This is a genomic window from Acinetobacter sp. ANC_7588 (assembly GCF_056783995.1).
The window spans coordinates 150,504-169,797 of record NZ_JBWYIU010000002.1; the positions used below are offsets into that span (position 1 = coordinate 150,504).

Sequence of the window (19,294 nt, forward strand, 5' to 3'; positions counted from 1 at the left end):
CTATATAATGACCATCTCAGCAGAGCTTCTGCCTCAACATGTTGCCATCATTATGGATGGCAACAATCGTTTTGCAAAAAAGAAACATCTACAAAAAGGTGATGGACACCGTGAAGGAAAAAATGTCCTTGATCCGATTGTAGAGCATTGTCGTAAAGTGGGTGTAAAAGCACTTACTGTTTATGCCTTCTCAAGTGAAAACTGGAATCGACCTCAATACGAAGTTGATTTGCTCATGAAACTGTTGGAAGAGACGATTAATGAACAAATTCCTCGAATGATAAAGTTTCAGATTGGGCTTAGATTCATCGGGGATCGCTCTCGTTTATCGCCAGAATTGCAACAATTAATGTTGCAAGCAGAACAAAGGACTGCTACTTTCACAGAAATGACGCTCACAATTGCTGTGAGCTATGGTGGAATGTGGGATATCGCACAAACTGCTAAAACAATCGCACAACTCGTCAAAGAACAAAAAATTGATGTTGATCAAGTTGATGTTGATTTGTTTGCTCAGCATGTCAGTTTAGGTGACTTACCTCCAGTCGACTTATTGATTCGTACTGGTGGTGATTATCGATTGTCTAATTTTTTATTATGGCAATCTGCATATGCTGAGTTGTATTTTACTGAGACGTTGTGGCCAGAATTCACAACAGAAGAATTGGATCATGCCTTTGGTGTGTTTTTAGGGCGTGAAAGGCGCTTTGGAAAAACCTCTGAGCAGGTCCAACAAGAGAAAATAGAGAACTAATAATGTTAGAGCGGATAATTACCGCATTGATTTTAGTGGCTGTAGTCTTGAGCTGTATGTTTGCAACTACATCCATTTATCCAATGTTAGCGTTAATGATTATCGCTGCCGGGGGGGCTGGCTATGAGTGGTTTAAACTCATGCCTCGTCAAACTGATCAAGTGAATAAATTTAAAGCAGGATGCTTTGGTGTAATCACTGCGGTATTTTCTGCAATTGCGCTTTATTTTGATGATCTAGTACTGCTGTTGTGGAGTGCTTCGATTATTACTTGGGTTATTACCATTTATTGGGTTAAGCAATATCCTCTTTATGATGCGTGGTATAACACTTCACTGAATTGGATTGGTGTAGTGATTATTAGCGCTGCAGTATCGGCAATATACGAAGTCTGGATAAGTTCACCTTGGTGGCTCATGTATCTATTCCTCTTAGTGTGGGGTGCTGATAGTGGGGCGTATTTTGTAGGTAGGAAGCTTGGTAAGCGTAAGCTTGCACCTGAGGTGAGCCCGAATAAATCTATTGAAGGGTTAATCGGTGGTGTAATTACAGTCATCATTGTTATCTTATTTGTACAATTTAACTATTTAGATTTAACCGCAGTAGAGCATATTCTATTTTTACTCCTATCTGTGCTGACAGTATTTAGCTCAGTTCAAGGTGATTTATTTGAATCAATGATTAAGCGTCGTGCAGGTATTAAGGATTCAGGTCGTATTTTGCCTGGTCATGGTGGTGTATTAGATCGCATTGACTCATTGCTTGCTGCCGCACCTATTTTTGCTGCGGGAATATTTGTTTTAAAACTTGTTGGTGTAGATTTATAGATGTCTCAATCAGTATGTATATTAGGTGTAACGGGTTCAATTGGACAAAGTACCTTAAAAGTCATTGATCGACATCCAGAGAAGTACAATGTTTTTGCGGTATCTGCATTTAGTCGTGTAGAGCAGTTAAGCGAAATATGTCAACAATATCATCCACAGTATGCTGTTGTACCTTCAGGCAAGGTGGATGAACTACATCAATTTTTCAAATTAAAAAATATCACTTCAACCGAAATTCTCTCTGATGAGTCGGGTTTAATCGCTGTTGCTGAGCATCCTCAGGTTGATATCGTGATGGCGGCGATAGTGGGTGCGGCAGGATTATTGCCAACACTCGCTGCTGTTCAAGCTGGTAAGCGTGTTCTTCTAGCAAATAAAGAATCGTTGGTGATGTCTGGTGACATCATGATGAAGGCCGCTAAAGAGAATAAAGCCTTATTATTACCTGTAGATTCTGAACATAACGCAATATTTCAGTGCCTGCCTCAAAATTATTTACAATTAGATACAGGTGGTAAACCCCAGTTAGGTGTTTCACAAATTTTGTTGACTGCTTCTGGCGGTCCATTTTTGCATCATACGCTAGATGAGCTCAGTAATGTGACACCTGCACAGGCTTGTAAGCACCCTAATTGGTCTATGGGGCAGAAGATATCAGTTGATTCGGCAACGCTAATGAACAAAGGTCTCGAGTTGATCGAGGCCTGTCATTTATTTTCAATTCAAGAACATTTTGTTACAGTGGTTGTGCACCCACAAAGTATTATTCACTCAATGGTTCAGTATGTTGATGGTAGTACTTTGGCTCAAATGGGTAATCCTGATATGTGTACGCCGATTGCACATGCATTTGCATGGCCAGATCGGATTGAAACACATGTTCCTCCGCTAGATTTATTTCTAAACGATACGCTTAATTTTATGCAGCCTGATACTGTACGCTTTCCAGCGTTGCAATTGGCTCGTGAAGCAATGAAATCTGGAGGATTGGCGCCTGCGATCTTAAATGCTGCAAACGAAATCGCGGTTGAAGCATTTTTAAAAAATAAAATCAAATTTTTAGATATTCCTAAAGTTGTTGAATCCACTTTGAACCATATTCAAAATTCAAATGCTGATTCTTTAGAGCTAATCCTAGAGACTGATGCGCTTTCACGTCGCTATGCTATTCAACTCACGAATTCACTGAGTACCTAAGATGAATATACTTTTCATTATCGTCGCGGCTATTTTGCTTCTAGGTCCATTGATTGCAATTCATGAATTTGGACATTACTGGGTAGCACGAAAACTTGGCGTTAAGGTTCTTGTGTATTCAATTGGATTTGGTCCAACAGTTCTAAAGTGGACCTCTAAAAAGTCAGGCATTCAATATCAGCTCTCTGCATTACCTTTAGGTGGTTATGTAAAAATGCTAGATGAGCGTGAAGGTAATGTAAGTGCAGAAGATTTACCTTATGCGTTTAATCGGCAATCCCCTTTAAAACGAATTGCAATCGTTGCTGCGGGACCACTTGTTAATTTAATTTTTGCTGTTTTACTGTTTTGGATTCTGTTCTTACCAGCTCAGGAACAATTAAACACTCGAGTTGGTAAAGTGATTGAAAATACGCCAGCCGCACAAGTAGAGATGCGTTCTGGTGATAAAATCATAGCTGTGGATGGAACTGCGACGCCAACTTGGGAAAAATTGAATTATGCGCTGATTGATCGCGTAGGTGAAAGTGGTACGATTCAAATTCAAGCTGATCGTGATGGTCAGGTACAAACTTTTAATTTACCGATTCAGCATTTTTTAAAAGATCAGTCTCAATCACCTTTGGATGTCTTGGGGTTTTTACCATATCGACCTCATATTCAACCAGTTGTGCATAAATTATCTGAAGATGGTGCTGCTATACGCCAAGGGATGAAAGAAGGTGATGTAATTGTCGCGATTGATAATAAAAAAATTAACGATTGGTTTGAAGTTGTTGATATAGTACAAAAATCACCAGAAAAACTATTGAATATTGAAGTGATGCGTCAAGGCGAGATTGTTCAATTAAAGGTCATGCCGCAAGGAAAGCGTGACAATATGGGCAATACGACAGGAATGTTGGGAGTGCAAGCTCAATCTGGTCAGATCAATATTCCTGCTGAATATAAGCATACAATTCAATATAATCCAGCGGAAGCTTTCGTGGTTGCGGTTGAAAAAACGGGTCAATTATCTTCTATGATACTTGGCTCAATTGTCAAAATGATTCGTGGATTGATTGGGTTGGATAATCTCTCGGGTCCAATTACGATTGCTAAAGTTGCAGGTCAAAGTGCTGAAATGGGGTGGCAAACTTTCATTTCATTTATGGCATTAATGAGTGTAAGTTTGGGTATATTAAATTTGCTTCCGATTCCGATGTTGGATGGTGGGCATTTAGTTTATTACATAATTGAATTAATTCGTGGTAAACCTGTTTCTGAACAAATACAATTGGTTGGATTAAAAATTGGTATGGTGTTGCTGGGAAGTATGATGTTTCTCGCAATATTTAATGATTTTATGCGTTTATAAGCGTTATAGATGGATAATTAACTTACTGGAAAACAATAGGCATGCAGCACAAACATTTATTTATGCCATTGGCACTCGTTAGCGCAATGGCAGCAGTACAACAAGTATATGCAGCAGACGAGTTTATCGCGCGGGATGTGCGTGTTGATGGATTAGTTCGACTAACGCAAGCTAATGTACTCGCAATGTTACCGGTGAATGCTGGGGATCGCATTAATGATCCAGTGATTGCGAATGCGATTCGTGCGTTGTATGCCTCTAATTCGTTTGATGATATTCAAGCTTTCAAAGAAAACGATGTTTTGGTTTTCAAAGTCGTTGAACGTCCTATTATTTCTAAAATCAATTTCAAGGGTAATAAGCTCATTCCAAAAGAAGCCTTGGAAGAGGGCTTGAAGAAAATGGGTCTAGCTGAAGGTGAGGTGCTCACAAAATCTGCACTTCAGACGCTAGAAACCGAGCTTGAACAACAGTATTCACAACAAGGTCGCTACAATGCTGATATTCAGGTTGAAACTGTTGCAAAAGCTAATAACCGTGTAGATGTCAATATTAATTTCATTGAAGGTAAACCAGCTAAAGTTTTTGAAATTAATTTAATTGGTAATACTGTATTTAAAGACGATGAAATTAAGCAAGTCTTTGCTGTCAAGGAAAGCGGATGGTTATCTGTCATTTCCAGAAATGATCGCTACGCGCGTGAAAAAATGGCAGCAAGCCTTGAAGCATTAAGAGCATTATACCTTAATAAAGGTTATATCAATTTTGAAATTACCAACTCTAATTTGAATATCAGTGAAGATAAAAAAAATATTTTCATTGAAGTTTCAATGAATGAGGGTGAGCAATTTAAATTTGGTGAAACCAAATTTTTAGGTGATGCTTTATATAAAGACGAAGATCTTCGTGCACTAAAGATTTATAAAGATGATGCAACTTACTCACAAGAGTTGGTGAATGCAGTAAAACAGTTATTACAGCGTAAGTATGGTAATGCTGGTTATTACTATGCGGAAATTAATGTTGTGCCTCAAATTGACAATGAAACAAAAAAAGTTAATTTGAATTATTACATCAATCCAGGTCAGCAAGTTACGGTTAGACGTATTAATTTTACAGGTAATACCAAGACTGCTGATGAAGTTTTACGTCGTGAAATGCGCCAGATGGAAGGCGCATTAGCGAGTAATGAAAAAATTGATCTTTCAAAAGTCCGTTTGATGCGTACTGGATTTTTCAGCAAAGTTGATGTTAAGCCGGTACGTGTTCCAGGAGCGCCTGATCAAATCGATTTGAATATCGCTGTTGAAGAACAACACTCAGGATCAAGTACTTTAGCTGTTGGTTATTCGCAAAACGGGGGTATTACGTTCCAAGCAGGCTTAAGTCAAACTAACTTCTTAGGTACAGGTAACCGTGTAGCGATTGATCTTTCTCGTTCTGAGACACAAGATTATTATAACCTAAGTGTTACTGATCCATACTTTACAATTGATGGTGTCAGCCGTGGTTACAATCTCTATTATCGTAAGACGAAATTAGATGAAGACTATAACGTTAACAATTATGTTACAGATAGCTTCGGTGGTGGTCTGAGCTTTGGTTACCCAATTGATGAGAATCAGAGCTTAAGTGCTGGTATTAATATTGATCAAACTGAAGTAACGACTGGTCCATTTGTTTCTACTTATGTGCGTGATTATTTACTTGCCAATGGTGGTAGGGAAACAAGTACTGGTAAGTATTGTCCAGTCGACTTAGAGCCAATTAAAGATGATAACGGTAATGTAATTGGTTATGAACCTTGCTCTGAACCTGAAGTTGAGTACGGTAATGAGTTTAAAGGTGATTTCTTTACTTATAGTTTAAATTTAGGTTGGTCTTATAACACATTAAATAATCCACGCTTCCCAACGTCGGGTATGTCTCATCGTGTTAATGCAGAGATTGCATTGCCGGGTAGTGATGTTGAATATCAGAAGGTAACATACGATACTCAAGCCTTTATTCCTTTAGGAAAGGATTTTGTATGGCGTGGTTATGGTAAGGTAGGTTTCGGTAATGATTTACCATTCTATAAAAACTATTACGCTGGTGGTTATGGGTCTGTTCGTGGTTATGATAATAGTACATTAGGTCCAAAATATCCGAGTATTACAGATGCTGCTCTAACTCGAGAAGATAGAAACCCTGAAGAGGTGGGGGGTAATGCATTAGTTCAATTTGGTACTGAATTAATCTTACCAGTTCCTTTTAAAGGCGACTGGGCGCGACAGGTCCGTCCTGTTATTTTTGCAGAAGGTGCTCAAGTGTTCGACACTCAATGTGACGTACCTACTGGAAATATTTATTTTGGCGCAACCAATTCGACTGCATTCGATGCTAGACAATACTGTAAAGACAACTTTGGTTTCGATGCTGGAAATATGCGATATAGTGTTGGTGTAGGCTTCACATGGATTACGATGATTGGTCCACTATCATTAAGCTATGCGTACCCTCTGAATGATAAGCCTGGTGATGAAACTAAGTCTGTTCAATTTGAAATTGGTCGTACTTTCTAGTACGGCCTTTTGCCTTTAAGGAATAATAATGAATATGTTTAAAACAACGATTTCAACGGTTTTACTCACATCTGTAGTTGGCTTTGCGCATGCAGCAGGATATGGGGTAATTGATTTAGAAAAAGTCGTTGAAAATAGCACGTACTTAAAACAGCAGAATACTCAGCTTGAGCAGACAATTAAACCGCAAACGGTAAAATTAGAACAATTGGGTAAAGAAATTGAAGCGTTGGCTAAATCAGCTCAAGCCAATCAATCGAATGCCCAGCAACTATCCTCTCAATATCAAACGAAGATGAACGAATTTCAATCTTTGCAACAGACTGTTCAATCACGTGTTCAAAGCACCATTCAAAATACAAATAAAGTTTTCGACTCAAGAATTAAACAAGTTGCTGAACAATTGCGCAAAGAAAATAATCTTGATTTAGTTTTAAATAAAAATGCTGCCTTGGCATATGACCCAAAATACGATTTAACTGCTAAAATGATTCAAAAGGTTAATGCAATCAAATAGTCAATGAAATCAAATCAATTTCGTCTCGATCACTTGGCCAAACTTGTACAAGGCCAAGTTATTGGTGATGCAGATCTGTTGCTAGAGGGTCTTGCAAGTTTAACTCAAGCGAATTCAAACCAAATTTCTTTTGTAAATTCTGATAAGTATTTAGACGAAGCGATTTCATCTCAAGCAGGTGCCTTAATTGTCACTTCTGAGATGCAGGCTCAGCTTAATCAGCATAATAATTTTATTGTCGTACAAAATCCGTATCTTGCTTTCGCGATTTTAACTCATGTGTTCGAATCTAAAACTGTGCAACGTGGAATCGAGGCCACCGCAGTAATCGATCCGAGTGCTATGATTGGAGATAATGTATACATTGGTCATTACGTTGTAGTTGGCCCACATGCCGTGATTGGTTCAAATACAGTAATTCATTCGCAAACTAAAATTGATGAGTATGTTGAAATCGGTGAGGATTGTTTCATTGATTCGCATGTTACGATTACGGGTCGATCTAAAATTGCTAAACGTGTTCGTATCCATGCGAATACCGTAATTGGAGGAGAGGGTTTTGGCTTTGCTCCTTATCAAGGTAAGTGGAACCGAATTGCTCAACTCGGGTCTGTTCAAATTGGAAATGATGTCAGAATTGGTTCTAACTGTAGTATTGATCGTGGCGCTTTAGATGACACTATACTTCATGATGGTGTGATTATTGATAATCTTGTGCAAGTCGCACACAACGTTCAAATCGGTGAAAATACTGCAATTGCTGCAAAATGCGGTATTGCGGGCAGTACTGTGATTGGCAAAAACTGTATCCTTGCAGGTGCTTGTGGTATCTCAGGACATCTTAAAATTGTAGATAATGTGACGCTAACTGGAATGTCAATGGTCACAGGTAGCATTTTAGAAGCTGGTACATATTCTTCAGGAATGGGATTGCTCGAAAATTCTCGTTGGAAACGAACAGTTGTTCGTCTAAGACAATTAGCAGATGTGCCATTGACCAAATTAGTCAAACAAATAGATGATATGCAGGCTCAGTTAGAGTCAATCGAATCAACTTTAAAATTGCGTAAATAATATGACAGAGTCTACTTTATCTTTTTCAATTCCTGAATTGCCGATGAATATTCAAACAATTCGTGAATATTTGCCGCATCGTTATCCATTTCTATTGGTAGACCGTGTTACAGAAGTGACTGAGAATGGAATTGTCGGATTTAAAAATGTCTCCATAAATGAAGAGTTTATGCAAGGTCATTTTCCAGGTTATCCAATCATGCCGGGTGTCTTAATCGTTGAGGCGATGGCACAAATTTCTGGCGTTCTTGGCTTTATCATGAACAATGAAAAACCCAAACCTGGTTCACTTTTTCTTTTCGCTGGCGCTGAAAAAGTTCGTTTTAAAAAACAAGTCGTTCCTGGTGATCAACTCGTGTTAAAATCAGAGCTTGTAATGCAGAAACGTGGTATTTACAAGTATCTTTGTAGTGCGAGCGTTGATGGTGTAATTGCAGCGACAGCTGAAATTATTATTTCTCATCAGAAATTAGAGCAAGCATGAGTAACAGTGATTTAATCCACCCTACAGCAATTATTGATCCTACGGCAACGATTGCTTCTGATGTAAAAATTGGTCCTTATTCGATTATTGGTCCTCATGTGACGATTGATAGTGGGACAGTGTTACATTCTCATGTGGTGGTTGGTGGATATACTCGCATCGGTAAATCAAACGAAATTTTCCAGTTTGCCAGTGTGGGTGAGGTGTGTCAGGATCTTAAGTATGCTGGTGAAGAAACTTGGCTTGAGATTGGCGACAACAACAAAATTCGTGAGCATTGCAGTCTGCATCGCGGTACAGTGCAGGATCAAAGTATTACTAAAATTGGTAGTAATAATCTGTTGATGGTCAATACGCATATTGCGCATGACTGTGTGGTGGGTAATAACAACATTTTTGCAAACAATGTTGGTGTCGCAGGTCATGTGCATGTTGGTGACTTCGTTGTTGTCGGTGGCAACTCCGGTATTCATCAATTCTGTAAAATCGACTCATACAGCATGATTGGTGGAGCATCATTGATTTTGAAGGATGTTCCTGCTTATGTGATGGTGTCTGGTAATCCGGCGCATGCATTTGGAATGAATGTAGAAGGTATGCGTCGTAAGGGTTGGTCCAAAGATGTAATCAATGGTTTACGAGAATCATTTAAGTTGATTTATAAAAGTGGTCTGACGACACAACAAGCCATTGAGCAGATTACTGCTGAAATTTTACCAAATGTTTCTGAAGCTCAGCTCCTCATAGATTCTCTAAATGAATCTAAGCGCGGTATTGTTCGTTAAGAGCTTTTGCTAGCAAAAAAAAGACATCTTATGATGTCTTTTTTATTTAACTTTTTTTGAAATATCCAGCTTCTTCTGAGTCAGGATAGGTGCTTAGTAGTTTATTTTTATAAATTTCAGCAGTTTGAGCGTTTTTATTTACATCTTTCGCGATGCTATACAGCTGATATAAAGATCGTGCTGCTTTTCCTGAATTTGGAAACTTCGAAGCGACAGTTTCATAGTGTTTTCTTGCTTCTTCATAATTGGGTGGTTCAATTGCTAAATTGAATTCAGCTAACCAAAAATAGGCATTACCTGTATACACACTATTTGGATTGTTACGTACAAAGTTTTGCATAGGTGCAATGGCTTTTTTTGCGCCACCTTGTTTGTATGCATCTAAGGCAACTGTATAAGCCGCTTTATCAAGTTCTTGTTGGTTGGTTTGATTCAAGTTCGTTGCATTTTGTGATGCTGTGGTATTGGAGTTAGTGCTAGTGCTTGGTGCAGTTGGCTCATTAGGAATGGGTGGTGCAGTATTAGGATCTTCGGCATTGGACTCCTCCACAGGATCAATTTTTTGTTGAAGGAGTTCTAATCTTTGATCTAGATCTGTATAGCGATTTTTTAATTCGTTGGTCAGTTGATTAATTTGATGTTCTTGTTCTTCTAATTTGCCTTGAAGTGCACGAATTTGATTTTCTAAGCGTTGATTTTGTTGGATAAGATGCCAACTGGTGTTGGTAGGGGCTGTAGCGGTGTTATTCGCTGCGACTGCTGTTTGGTTCAAACTCGAATTTTGGCTTAATCCTTTTGATTCGATAGGAATATTGGCAAAAACTGAGGTTGAGCTCATCAATGCTAGTGCAAGAAAAGTACGCTTATTGAGCATGTTCATTATTCCATTTGTATCCATACTCAAATTTGAACTTTGAGTATTTTCAATTCTTAATAATCAGATCATTAAAAACGTCATAGCATTTAAAATCAATATAAATTTACAATGAAACTGTATAAATGAAGAAATTTAAGTTGAAGTTATTTAGATGAAAAATATCAAGTTTGTTGTTAATAGATTAGTAAATATTCACTTGAACTTTTTTAGTGCCTTTAAAGCCCATTATGGTCTTGCAAGATCGTTAAAAATCTCTATACTCTGTTCTTGCAATGGTAGCCCTGCTGGTGGCTTCGCAATTGTACTCTGAGAACCCCGCCAGGACCGGAAGGTAGCAACGGTATCAGAACTATAATGTGCCGGAGTTTTGCTAGTAGGGTTGCCACCATTATAATAATTTTATTTCTTATTCTTCATTCTCTTTTCGTTTTATAGCTTTCATAATCGCATCCATTTCAAAGCCTCTATATTGTAAAAAGCGAATTTGTTTTCCTTTTAATTTTGCGTCCTGAGCAACTTCATAGCCATATTTTTTGACTTTCAATAAGTATGCTTGTTCATACCAATCTATTTCTTCCATTTCTGGTTCAGCCAAGGCTTTATCAACGTGTTTGCTTTTAAGCGCTAGCATTATTCGATTTGGACCTTTTCCTTTGCGTAATTGGCTGCGTACCGTCATTTCTGCAACGCGAGCATCACTTTGATAATTTTCTCGCGCTAGCTCATCAACTAAGCTCAAAACCTCTTCTTTATTTTGTGCATACAAAGCAAGTTTATCGATTAAGTCTTTTTTTGAGTATTCTTTGCGAGTTAAGACTGCAAATGCATACGATCTCAAACGAGTTCCTGTTAAGCCTTTATTTTGTGCTAGAGCTGATGAATGGTTGTCATCTAAATCACATTCATCTGATGCTTGATTTTTCGGGTGTTGGCTAGCCACATGTTGATCATTGATGAGATGTTGAGGTTCATCTTCATTCATTATTGATTTTAAGTCCTCATAATGAATGAACTTGGGAAACTTCTCTGACATTTTAAATCCATGCTCTTAAACAAAAGCGCCCATAATTTGGGCGCTTCGATTTCAAATTTTTTGAAAAATTATACTTCAAATAAATCAGCTTCTTCGTCATTTTCTTCGGTTGGAGCTGGAGTCGCTGTGGTTAACAACTGTTCACGAATCATGCGATCAAGATCTTGTGCAAGTTGAGGATTTTCCTCAAGATGACGAATCACGTTGTTCTTACCTTGTCCAATCTTGTTGCCTTGGTATGAATACCAAGCACCAGCTTTTTGAACAAGTTCTTGTTGTACAGCGAGATCGACCAATTCAGCAAGCTGATTTGTACCTTTACCGTACATGATTTGGAATAATGCTTCACGGAAAGGAGGTGCCATTTTGTTCTTCACCACTTTAACGCGTGTTTCAGAACCAACTATTTCATCACCTTCTTTTACTTGACCAATACGGCGAATGTCTAAGCGTACAGAAGCATAGAATTTGAGCGCATTACCACCAGTAGTGGTTTCTGGACTTCCAAACATGACACCAATTTTCATACGAATTTGGTTAATGAAGATCACCATGCAGTTGGAGCGCTTTGCATTACCTGTAATTTTACGCAATGCTTGGCTCATCAAGCGTGCTTGTAGACCCATATGAGAGTCACCCATTTCACCTTCAATTTCGGCTTTAGGGGTTAAGGCTGCTACAGAATCGACAACAATTAAGTCGATAGCGCCAGATCGTACCAGCATATCTGCAATTTCTAGTGCTTGTTCACCGTGATCAGGTTGTGACACCAATAAGTTATCGATATCTACACCAAGTTTGCGAGCATATTGAGGATCTAAAGCATGCTCAGCATCGATAAATGCACAAGTACCACCAGCTTTTTGACATTGCGCAATCGCTTGAAGTGTCATGGTGGTTTTACCTGATGATTCTGGACCATAAATTTCAATAATACGGCCTTTAGGTAAACCACCAATACCTAGTGCGATATCCAATGTAAGAGAGCCTGTAGATACAGCTTCTACAGCTTGAACAGTATTGTCACCGAGGCGCATTACCGTATTTTTACCAAATTGTTTTTCAATTTGGCTTAAAGCAGCACTCAGTGCTTTGCTTTTATTATCATCCATCTCATAACCTCAAAACGATGTAAATCACTGATAACTTAAGTGGATGTCTTTAATTAAGTCTAATGTCCACGGCATTTATAGTGACAGAAAAAATCGAACTGTTCTATAATTTTAAACTTCAAAACGACAGTATTTGTCGCTTTAACTTATTCATCATCGTATGACCAAACTTCGTCATATTGCTGACCATTTTGTTGACGGAATCTTGTAATATCACGTCGATCTTTTTTGCTTGGTCGATGATCTGGTCGTGCAAGATTATGCAATTTTCTTTGTGCAGAAAGCAACTCACGACGCGCGATACTGACCTCAGTTTCTTCATAGAGTAATTGTGCAGTAGGTGCCCCGCCTCGTACAGATGATAATGCTTTCACAATGACGGTTTTCTTTTCAAATCCCTGCTGAATCGTTAACTCCATTCCTACACGTACTTCTCTGGAAACTTTAACACGATCATTGTTGTGATGAACTTTACCACCTTCGATTGCTGCCTTGGCAATTGAGCGGGTTTTAAAAAAGCGTGCTGCCCAAAGCCACTTATCAATTCGCATTGAATCAGTGATTTTAGTTTCATGCTGTTTTGACATTCATTTCTTTCTCATGGTTAATTTGGTTTAAATAGGGGATTAATGATCTTAGATCATTAATTGCAGGATACTGAAGTTTAGACCTTTCGCGCTCAGGTTGAGCGCTAGATGGTTGGGTAATTGTGATCAGGTGTTCGATACCAAAAGATTTAGCACCTTCGAGTACTACCGCTGTATCATCAACGAGAACGCAGTGACGAGGTTCAAATGGGTGCATTTTCTGTAATTGATCCCAAAATTCAAAACGTTCTTTAGCAAAACCGATCGTTTCGCTACTGATCATCACTTCAAAATAAGAGGTAAGGTCAACTTGATTCATTTTCAATGCTAAACCTCTTTCATCAGCATTGGTGACTAACCACATTCGGTATCCAGCTTGTTTAAGGCTTGATAATAACGCAATGCATCCCTGTCTCGGCTTGATGAATTCTTTGTGATCGTGTTGAAGCTGAAAGGTATCAATGCCGACTTTGGCTGTCCAAAAGCGCGTAGAATACCAATCGAGCGTGTGCTTATGATCTTGATAAAATTTAAATAGAATTTGATTGCTCTGTTCTAAACTGATTTGATGAGTTTTGGCATGTCGCTCAGGGAGTTTGTGATTCCAAATTAAATCGTCAAAAGCAAGATCGAGTAGGGTTCCATCCATGTCGAACATGATGATGGGTTTATTCATTCATCTTTCCTCAGGTATTGTTGCAATTTAGCACAAATAAAAACAACAAAATGGGTGTTATTTAAATATCGATTTACACCATCATTTGATGCAAAAGGTTGGACTTGCATCAGCATTTTAAAATTGAACTTCAAGAAAGGGTGTGCGTGGTTACTTCTATATTTCATTCCATTCGTATTATATCGAATTAGATGTGTGAGGTCACAAATTTAGATCTTGAGAATGAATACAAAAATAGTATAGAAGTCGCTATGAAAGCATCATATTTTTTGAAAATGGTGCATAGGAGTTTGAAGTATGACAAAACATGATAATAGTTCGAAACCACACAAAGAATCTAATGAGGATAAAGGGAATCAGGACTCTTTTAAAAATAAAGAGCCTGTAAAAAAACCGAATGAACAGCCTGAAAGTCCAGTCAAAGAGCAAAAATAAAAAACAAGCCTTCTTTAAGAAGGCTTGTTTTTTATGTTGATACTGACTCTAAGGCGCGCTCTGATTTTTGGAACTATTGCGGGTGTTATTTAAGATGTATTGAGGGTTGTTGGCAATCACGCTTCGGATTTTGTTTTAAAAGTGTTAGAGTTCTTATGATTGAAATGGGTTATGTGTTTCAAAGTGGTTATATTTTATAGGTTTGCTACTATAAATATAAATCCAACAATGCAAATTAAATCACGCTGCATTTTAGGCTGAGGTTCTTAATATGATCGTCGTGCTTAGAGTGTGTAGCGCCAGAAAAAATAGGTTTTATCCATGTTTATCACAACGCATGCTCCCCAAGATCAACAAATGTTAAATTTGGTTCCGATTTTGGCTGTTGCAAGCCAAATATTATTAGAAGAATATCAAAACTATTGTGCTGGACGTGATTTTAAAATCAACGAAAAAGATGACCATTCTCCTGTAACTCAAGCAGATTTAAAGGTCAATCAATATCTGCTCAGAGAGCTTGCAAAACTTACACCTGATATTCCAATCATTTCTGAAGAAAGTGATTATTCGGAGCGACATGAATGGCCTCAATGTTGGATGCTAGACCCTTTGGATGGTACGAAGGAGTTTATTCATGAGCGTGATGAATTTACGATTAATCTGAGTCTTATTCAGAACCATCAAACTGTATTTTCAGTCATAGTCGTGCCGACAGAGCAAGTTATGTATATGGGCTATTTGACGGATCTTCCTTATAAATATTCATTTATGAACAATATTTGGGAAAAATATTGCAAATTTAAAGTCTCACCAGTCGATGCCATCCAAATTGGACTGAGTCATAGTAGTAAAAATCCTAAGTATCAACACTATATTGATTATATTGAAAGAGAAATACCGGTTATACGTCGTGAAGCTGGAAGTGCTTATAAGTTTTGTATGATGCTTGAAGGTGAGATAGATATTTACCCAAGATTTCATCCAACCTCTGAGTGGGACACCAGTGCTGGACAAGGCTTGCTAGAGAGTATAGGGGGTGGTTTATTGACCTTAGATTCTGTGCCATTTACCTATAATCAGCGTGATACTGTTTTGAATAACGGTTTTATCGCCTATCGTGATCCTGAAATGAGGCAATTGGCTTTAGATGCGTTGTCAAATGTACTTTAGGGGAGTGGAACTATAATTTCATCGTGTTATAGTGAAATTAATTTCATTTATTAGAATTATTATGTCGCTGAAGTTGCTTCCTCCAAGTATGCTCAGAGCGGTTGATTTACTGCCCGATGTTGCTGTGCCTGTTACATTATTTACTCGCCACTCAATACGTGAAATGGTGGTGGGTCAAGGACTCGCTGGATATGATTTGCAATTAACTGATCAAGGTAAGGATCTGGCGCAGGCTTGGGGGGCTTATCTTATAGATCAAACAGATCGTGTGATAGAACACTGTATTTCTAGTCCAATTCAACGTTGTATTGATACTGCTGCACTGATGATTCAAGGTGCTGATCAAATCAATCCTAAGTCAAATACCCATCATATTAAGATTGTTGAGCAGGGGCTCTTGGTCGAGCCTGGTAGCTTTGTTTTAGATATCGATCAAGCTGCGCCATATTTTAAGCAACAAGGTGCTTTGGGCTTTATCAATAGCTTTGTAAACAATACCTTACCTGGGATGAAGCAGCCAATTACAGGTGTGGTTGATGTTTTACATTTGCTTTATCAAACTCACCCTCAACAGAATCATGGATTAAGTTTGGCGGTTAGCCATGACACTATTCTGGCTGGTATTCTGGCTGTGATTTCAGGTAAAACACAGATTATTCAGCAGGATTGGCCAGAAATGATGGAAGGTTTGTTTGTTTGGTTTGAAGGTGAAGCATTCATAGATGCAAAATTGAAATGGATATGGCGTGGTGAATGTAATGAGCTGTCTATTCGTGAATTTGTAGAGCAAGAAAGTAAATTTAAGATATAAAAAAAGCCCTTAAAGGGCTTTTTTTAACGCAACTTAGTTAGAAGCTAAAGCTTTAACTTGTGCATTTAAACGGCTCTTATGACGAGCAGCTTTGTTCTTGTGGATGATACCTTTGTCAGCCATACGGTCGATTACAGGTACTGCAGTTTTGTAAGCTTCAGAAGCTGCTGCATAGTCACCCGCAGCGATCGCTGCTACTGTGCGTTTAAGGTAAGTACGAACCATAGAACGTAAGCTTGCGTTGTGTTTACGTGCTTTAACGTTTTGACGAGCACGTTTTTTTGCTTGAGCAGAGTTTGCCACTCGTGCACTCCTTGAAATTGATTGGTCTGGGCGGGCTGAAATTTCAACTAAATACAAACATTAGAAGAATTTACACCAGCCCGTAAACAAGTGCCATATTGTGATTAAATGATGCGGCAAAGTCAAGTCTTGACATGCTTTGACAACATTTTTGATGCAGATAAAATGCGGTTAGCACGTTAGATTATATAAATATTGGAAGGAATGGCGAAAAAATGATTAAAAATATTAAAAGTGCAATAGTTATAGGGGCAACTGGTTTAGTTGGTCGATCTTTGGTAAATCATTTGAATCAATTGGTAGATTGCGAAAGAATTGTCGTAGTTGTTCGTAAGCATGATGAACAATTTGAACAGTTCACCAAAGTTGATCAGTTGGTCATTGATGACTTTTTAATGTTAAATGATGAGGACGCTTCTGGATTCTCACATGCGTTTAGTTGCCTAGGAAGTACAATTAAAAAAGCAGGCTCTAAAGAAAATTTTTACAATATCGATTTTGAAATAAATGCTCATTTTGCTGATTTGCTCGTGAATACCGACACTTTTTTTGCAATTGTAAGTGCGGAAGGTGCGAATGAAAGATCTTCATTCTTTTATAATCAAGTGAAGGGAAAGTTAGAAAATTATCTAAAATCATTATCACTCTATCAATTGGCGATCATTCGACCTTCACTCTTAATTGGTGAAAGAGCTGAAACTAGGACACTCGAAGATATTTCTCAGAGTATTTTCAAGCGAGTATCGCAATTTCTGCCAAATACATTCAAATATAAGCCAGTGACAGCAGAGCAAGTCGCTAATACTATGGTCGTGAGCGCAAGAACTCAAAATGAAAAAATTAAGATTTATGATAATTTAGAGATTCAAAAACATAACTGAGGGTATAAAAAGTGACAACGCCAACATTTGTGACGTGTGATTTACTGGATGACCATCCTGATTTAGATATTCAAGTATTGTATCCATCTATTGATGGAAAATTCTTCAAAAGTTACGGCGGTGTAAAAAGCTTTGGGGGTGAAGCCGTCACTGTTAAATGTTTTGAGGACAATTCACGAGTAAAAGAGTTACTCGCTACAGATGGGCAAGGCAAAGTTTTAGTTGTAGATGGTGGTTCTTCCATGCGTTGTGCATTGATGGGAGATATGATTGCTGAGTCTGCCGTTAAATATGGATGGAGTGGTGTCATTATTAATGGTTGTGTTAGAGATGTTGATGCCATTGCGAGTTTAAATCTAGGCGTGCACGCACTTGCAGCTATACCTCAAAAAAGTAATCGTAAAGGGGTGGGCGAAACCAATATCACGATTCAAATTGGAAATATCACAATCCAACCAGGTGATTATATCTATGCAGACAATAATGGAATTATTGTGTCCAAGACAAAATTAGTCGACTAATTTAAATAAAATAAAAACGAGGTAATCAGTATGGTGATTCATCAATTAAAAGTGGCTCAAGCGCTAGCTTCAGCTGTTGCAGAAGGTGGACGTGGGACTTCAGGTACACCGTTTCCTAAACAGCCAGAAAAAGCATTAAAGCTTTACGAATTTGAAGGATCACCATTCTGTCGCCGTGTAAGAGAAGTGTTCACTTTACTTAATCTTGATTACGAAGTGTATCCTTGTCCAAAAGGTGGAAGGGTCTATCGAGATCAAGTAAAAACACTTGGGGGTAAGACTCAATTTCCTTTTTTAATTGATGAAAATACTGGGGCTAAACTTTACGAGTCTCAGGATATTATTCACTATCTTTTTAAGCATTATGGTGAGACAGGTCAAACACCGAAACAATTCTCACACTACCCCAAATTGCCTGTGGTTGCTCTAGCTGGAACACTGATTAATGGTGCTCGTGGGATTTTTATAAATAAAGCGATTAAGCAGAGACCACAACCCGAGCATTTAATTGAGCTGTGGGGGTTTGAAGCGAGTCCATACACCAGAATCGTGCGCGCTGAACTCACAGAACTTGAATTACCATTTAAGTTTCATAATGTCGCTAAAGAGCGTTGGCAGGATCAAGGACCAGCGATTTTACGATTGAAGCCTGGGAAATATATTCCTTTGGCTGGCGGTAAACGCGAGCAGGTTGTAAAGGTAATGAATCGCAAGGGGCAGGATATACAAGTCCCGTACTTAGTTGATCCGAATACAGGCGTAAAATTGTTCGAATCGAAGAAGATTGTAGAATATTTAAGAAAAAATTACGGTTAATTTTAGTTTGAGTGCTTTTTGGTCATGAATATAGGTGTATTCATGACCAAATGCTAAGATAAAACATTATTTTGAGTTTTCAGCTTTTCTTACCGAACTATGTTTAAAAAAATTTCTGATTTGTTTCAAAAAAAACCATCGGCTGAGCAAGTTTATTTACAGACCCATCAAATTCGTCATGATCCTGAATTAGGATATATTATCGATGACGTTGTTTTGAATGAACTAAATGAAAGATTGTCATATTTTTCGAACCGAAAGGTGACTCGTTTTGATGATTTGGAAAATTTATTTTATCGAGGAATGTTGATCAAAGAGAAAATAGATCTCGAGTTGAATACAGGTCGTTTTACTACGAGATTAGGTAATAATCAACAGAATCTAGAACAGTTAAAAAAATTCGTGATATTGCTCAATGATTATTATCGTGAATTCAAACGTGAGCGCTAATGTTTGCGACTGAATGTTTGTGATATCTAAAAATAACTCATTCTCGATTTTGAACATGATAAA

22 protein-coding genes and 1 other RNA gene are annotated in these 19,294 nt (G+C 38.1%); 17 read left to right on the forward strand and 6 right to left on the reverse strand.

Annotation, left to right across the window (positions count from 1 at the left end; translation table 11 throughout):
• Positions 1–7 precede the first annotated feature (7 nt).
• Genes uppS through lpxA form a run of 9 tightly spaced genes read left to right on the forward strand, consistent with a single transcriptional unit; the run spans position 8 to position 9,559 of the window.
• On the forward strand, positions 8–754 hold the full coding sequence (gene uppS / locus AC1M9J_RS02890) for a polyprenyl diphosphate synthase (protein WP_481587503.1): 747 nt from the start codon (positions 8–10) through the stop codon (positions 752–754).
• Positions 755–756: 2 nt separating this feature from the next.
• Complete coding sequence (locus AC1M9J_RS02895) at positions 757–1,581, forward strand: phosphatidate cytidylyltransferase (protein WP_035263666.1); 825 nt, start codon at positions 757–759, stop codon at positions 1,579–1,581.
• Positions 1,582–2,778, forward strand: coding sequence for a 1-deoxy-D-xylulose-5-phosphate reductoisomerase (gene ispC, locus AC1M9J_RS02900; protein ID WP_481951832.1), 1,197 nt, complete (start codon positions 1,582–1,584; stop codon positions 2,776–2,778).
• 1 nt (position 2,779) lies between these two features.
• Positions 2,780–4,135 carry an RIP metalloprotease RseP gene (gene rseP / locus AC1M9J_RS02905; protein ID WP_481595342.1) on the forward strand — a complete coding sequence of 452 codons (1,356 nt, stop codon included), beginning with the start codon at positions 2,780–2,782 and terminating at the stop codon, positions 4,133–4,135.
• A 41-nt stretch (positions 4,136–4,176) separates the two neighbouring features.
• Entirely contained in the window at positions 4,177–6,699 is a 2,523-nt protein-coding gene (bamA, locus tag AC1M9J_RS02910) for an outer membrane protein assembly factor BamA (RefSeq protein ID WP_092766346.1), read from the forward strand.
• 28 nt (positions 6,700–6,727) lie between these two features.
• Positions 6,728–7,216: an OmpH/Skp family outer membrane protein gene (locus tag AC1M9J_RS02915; RefSeq protein ID WP_373683274.1), complete on the forward strand. Its 489-nt coding sequence runs from the start codon at positions 6,728–6,730 to the stop codon at positions 7,214–7,216.
• Between the two features lie 3 nt (positions 7,217–7,219).
• Positions 7,220–8,290 (forward strand): UDP-3-O-(3-hydroxymyristoyl)glucosamine N-acyltransferase, encoded by a 1,071-nt coding sequence (lpxD, locus tag AC1M9J_RS02920; RefSeq protein WP_092766345.1) that lies wholly within the window; start codon positions 7,220–7,222, stop codon positions 8,288–8,290.
• Between the two features lies 1 nt (position 8,291).
• Entirely contained in the window at positions 8,292–8,774 is a 483-nt protein-coding gene (fabZ, locus tag AC1M9J_RS02925; RefSeq protein WP_035263658.1) for a 3-hydroxyacyl-ACP dehydratase FabZ, read from the forward strand.
• Positions 8,771–9,559 carry an acyl-ACP--UDP-N-acetylglucosamine O-acyltransferase gene (gene lpxA / locus AC1M9J_RS02930; protein WP_035263657.1) on the forward strand — a complete coding sequence of 263 codons (789 nt, stop codon included), beginning with the start codon at positions 8,771–8,773 and terminating at the stop codon, positions 9,557–9,559. The genes fabZ and lpxA overlap by 4 nt, the downstream gene beginning before the upstream one ends.
• A 46-nt stretch (positions 9,560–9,605) precedes the next feature.
• On the opposite strand, the gene AC1M9J_RS02935 is transcribed toward lpxA, so the two are convergent.
• The gene (locus tag AC1M9J_RS02935) at positions 9,606–10,433 is read right to left on the reverse strand and encodes a YbgF trimerization domain-containing protein (RefSeq protein WP_481951833.1); all 828 of its coding nucleotides are present in this window, start codon (positions 10,431–10,433) and stop codon (positions 9,606–9,608) included.
• Between the two features lie 285 nt (positions 10,434–10,718).
• On the opposite strand from AC1M9J_RS02935, the gene ffs reads away from it, so the two are divergent.
• Positions 10,719–10,815: signal recognition particle sRNA small type (ffs, locus tag AC1M9J_RS02940), an RNA gene on the forward strand.
• A 27-nt stretch (positions 10,816–10,842) separates the two neighbouring features.
• On the opposite strand, the gene AC1M9J_RS02945 is transcribed toward ffs, so the two are convergent.
• The 4 genes from AC1M9J_RS02945 to AC1M9J_RS02960 form a co-directional block, all read right to left on the reverse strand.
• Positions 10,843–11,418, reverse strand: a complete 576-nt coding sequence (locus AC1M9J_RS02945; RefSeq protein WP_481951834.1) for a regulatory protein RecX — start codon at positions 11,416–11,418, stop codon at positions 10,843–10,845.
• 119 nt (positions 11,419–11,537) lie between these two features.
• Positions 11,538–12,581 (reverse strand): recombinase RecA, encoded by a 1,044-nt coding sequence (gene recA / locus AC1M9J_RS02950; protein ID WP_035263652.1) that lies wholly within the window; start codon positions 12,579–12,581, stop codon positions 11,538–11,540.
• Positions 12,582–12,727: 146 nt separating this feature from the next.
• Complete coding sequence (locus AC1M9J_RS02955) at positions 12,728–13,168, reverse strand: RNA-binding S4 domain-containing protein (protein WP_035263651.1); 441 nt, start codon at positions 13,166–13,168, stop codon at positions 12,728–12,730.
• Positions 13,152–13,844, reverse strand: a complete 693-nt coding sequence (locus AC1M9J_RS02960) for an HAD-IA family hydrolase (protein ID WP_481951835.1) — start codon at positions 13,842–13,844, stop codon at positions 13,152–13,154. Before AC1M9J_RS02960 ends, AC1M9J_RS02955 begins: the two co-directional genes overlap by 17 nt.
• A gap of 297 nt (positions 13,845–14,141) precedes the next feature.
• On the opposite strand from AC1M9J_RS02960, the gene AC1M9J_RS02965 reads away from it, so the two are divergent.
• The 3 genes from AC1M9J_RS02965 to AC1M9J_RS02975 all read left to right on the forward strand — a co-directional run bounded on the left by AC1M9J_RS02965 (position 14,142) and on the right by AC1M9J_RS02975 (position 16,260).
• Entirely contained in the window at positions 14,142–14,279 is a 138-nt protein-coding gene (locus tag AC1M9J_RS02965) for a hypothetical protein (RefSeq protein ID WP_171076720.1), read from the forward strand.
• A gap of 321 nt (positions 14,280–14,600) precedes the next feature.
• A complete protein-coding gene (locus AC1M9J_RS02970) occupies positions 14,601–15,449 on the forward strand; it encodes a 3'(2'),5'-bisphosphate nucleotidase CysQ family protein (RefSeq protein WP_481609588.1) in 849 nt (282 codons plus the stop codon).
• Positions 15,450–15,510: 61 nt separating this feature from the next.
• Positions 15,511–16,260 (forward strand): histidine phosphatase family protein, encoded by a 750-nt coding sequence (locus tag AC1M9J_RS02975; RefSeq protein ID WP_481595339.1) that lies wholly within the window; start codon positions 15,511–15,513, stop codon positions 16,258–16,260.
• A 33-nt stretch (positions 16,261–16,293) separates the two neighbouring features.
• Here the strand turns inward: AC1M9J_RS02975 and rpsT are convergent, their stop codons facing one another.
• Complete coding sequence (gene rpsT / locus AC1M9J_RS02980; protein WP_035263646.1) at positions 16,294–16,563, reverse strand: 30S ribosomal protein S20; 270 nt, start codon at positions 16,561–16,563, stop codon at positions 16,294–16,296.
• Positions 16,564–16,778: 215 nt separating this feature from the next.
• Here rpsT and AC1M9J_RS02985 point away from each other — a divergent pair, with 215 nt between their 5' ends.
• The 4 genes from AC1M9J_RS02985 to AC1M9J_RS03000 all read left to right on the forward strand — a co-directional run bounded on the left by AC1M9J_RS02985 (position 16,779) and on the right by AC1M9J_RS03000 (position 19,231).
• Positions 16,779–17,444, forward strand: coding sequence for a Rossmann-fold NAD(P)-binding domain-containing protein (locus AC1M9J_RS02985; protein WP_481951836.1), 666 nt, complete (start codon positions 16,779–16,781; stop codon positions 17,442–17,444).
• An 11-nt stretch (positions 17,445–17,455) separates the two neighbouring features.
• Positions 17,456–17,965 carry a ribonuclease E activity regulator RraA gene (rraA, locus tag AC1M9J_RS02990; protein ID WP_035263643.1) on the forward strand — a complete coding sequence of 170 codons (510 nt, stop codon included), beginning with the start codon at positions 17,456–17,458 and terminating at the stop codon, positions 17,963–17,965.
• A gap of 30 nt (positions 17,966–17,995) precedes the next feature.
• Complete coding sequence (locus AC1M9J_RS02995) at positions 17,996–18,781, forward strand: glutathione S-transferase N-terminal domain-containing protein (RefSeq protein ID WP_481951837.1); 786 nt, start codon at positions 17,996–17,998, stop codon at positions 18,779–18,781.
• Between the two features lie 99 nt (positions 18,782–18,880).
• Entirely contained in the window at positions 18,881–19,231 is a 351-nt protein-coding gene (locus AC1M9J_RS03000) for a hypothetical protein (protein WP_180027816.1), read from the forward strand.
• Positions 19,232–19,294 lie beyond the last annotated feature (63 nt).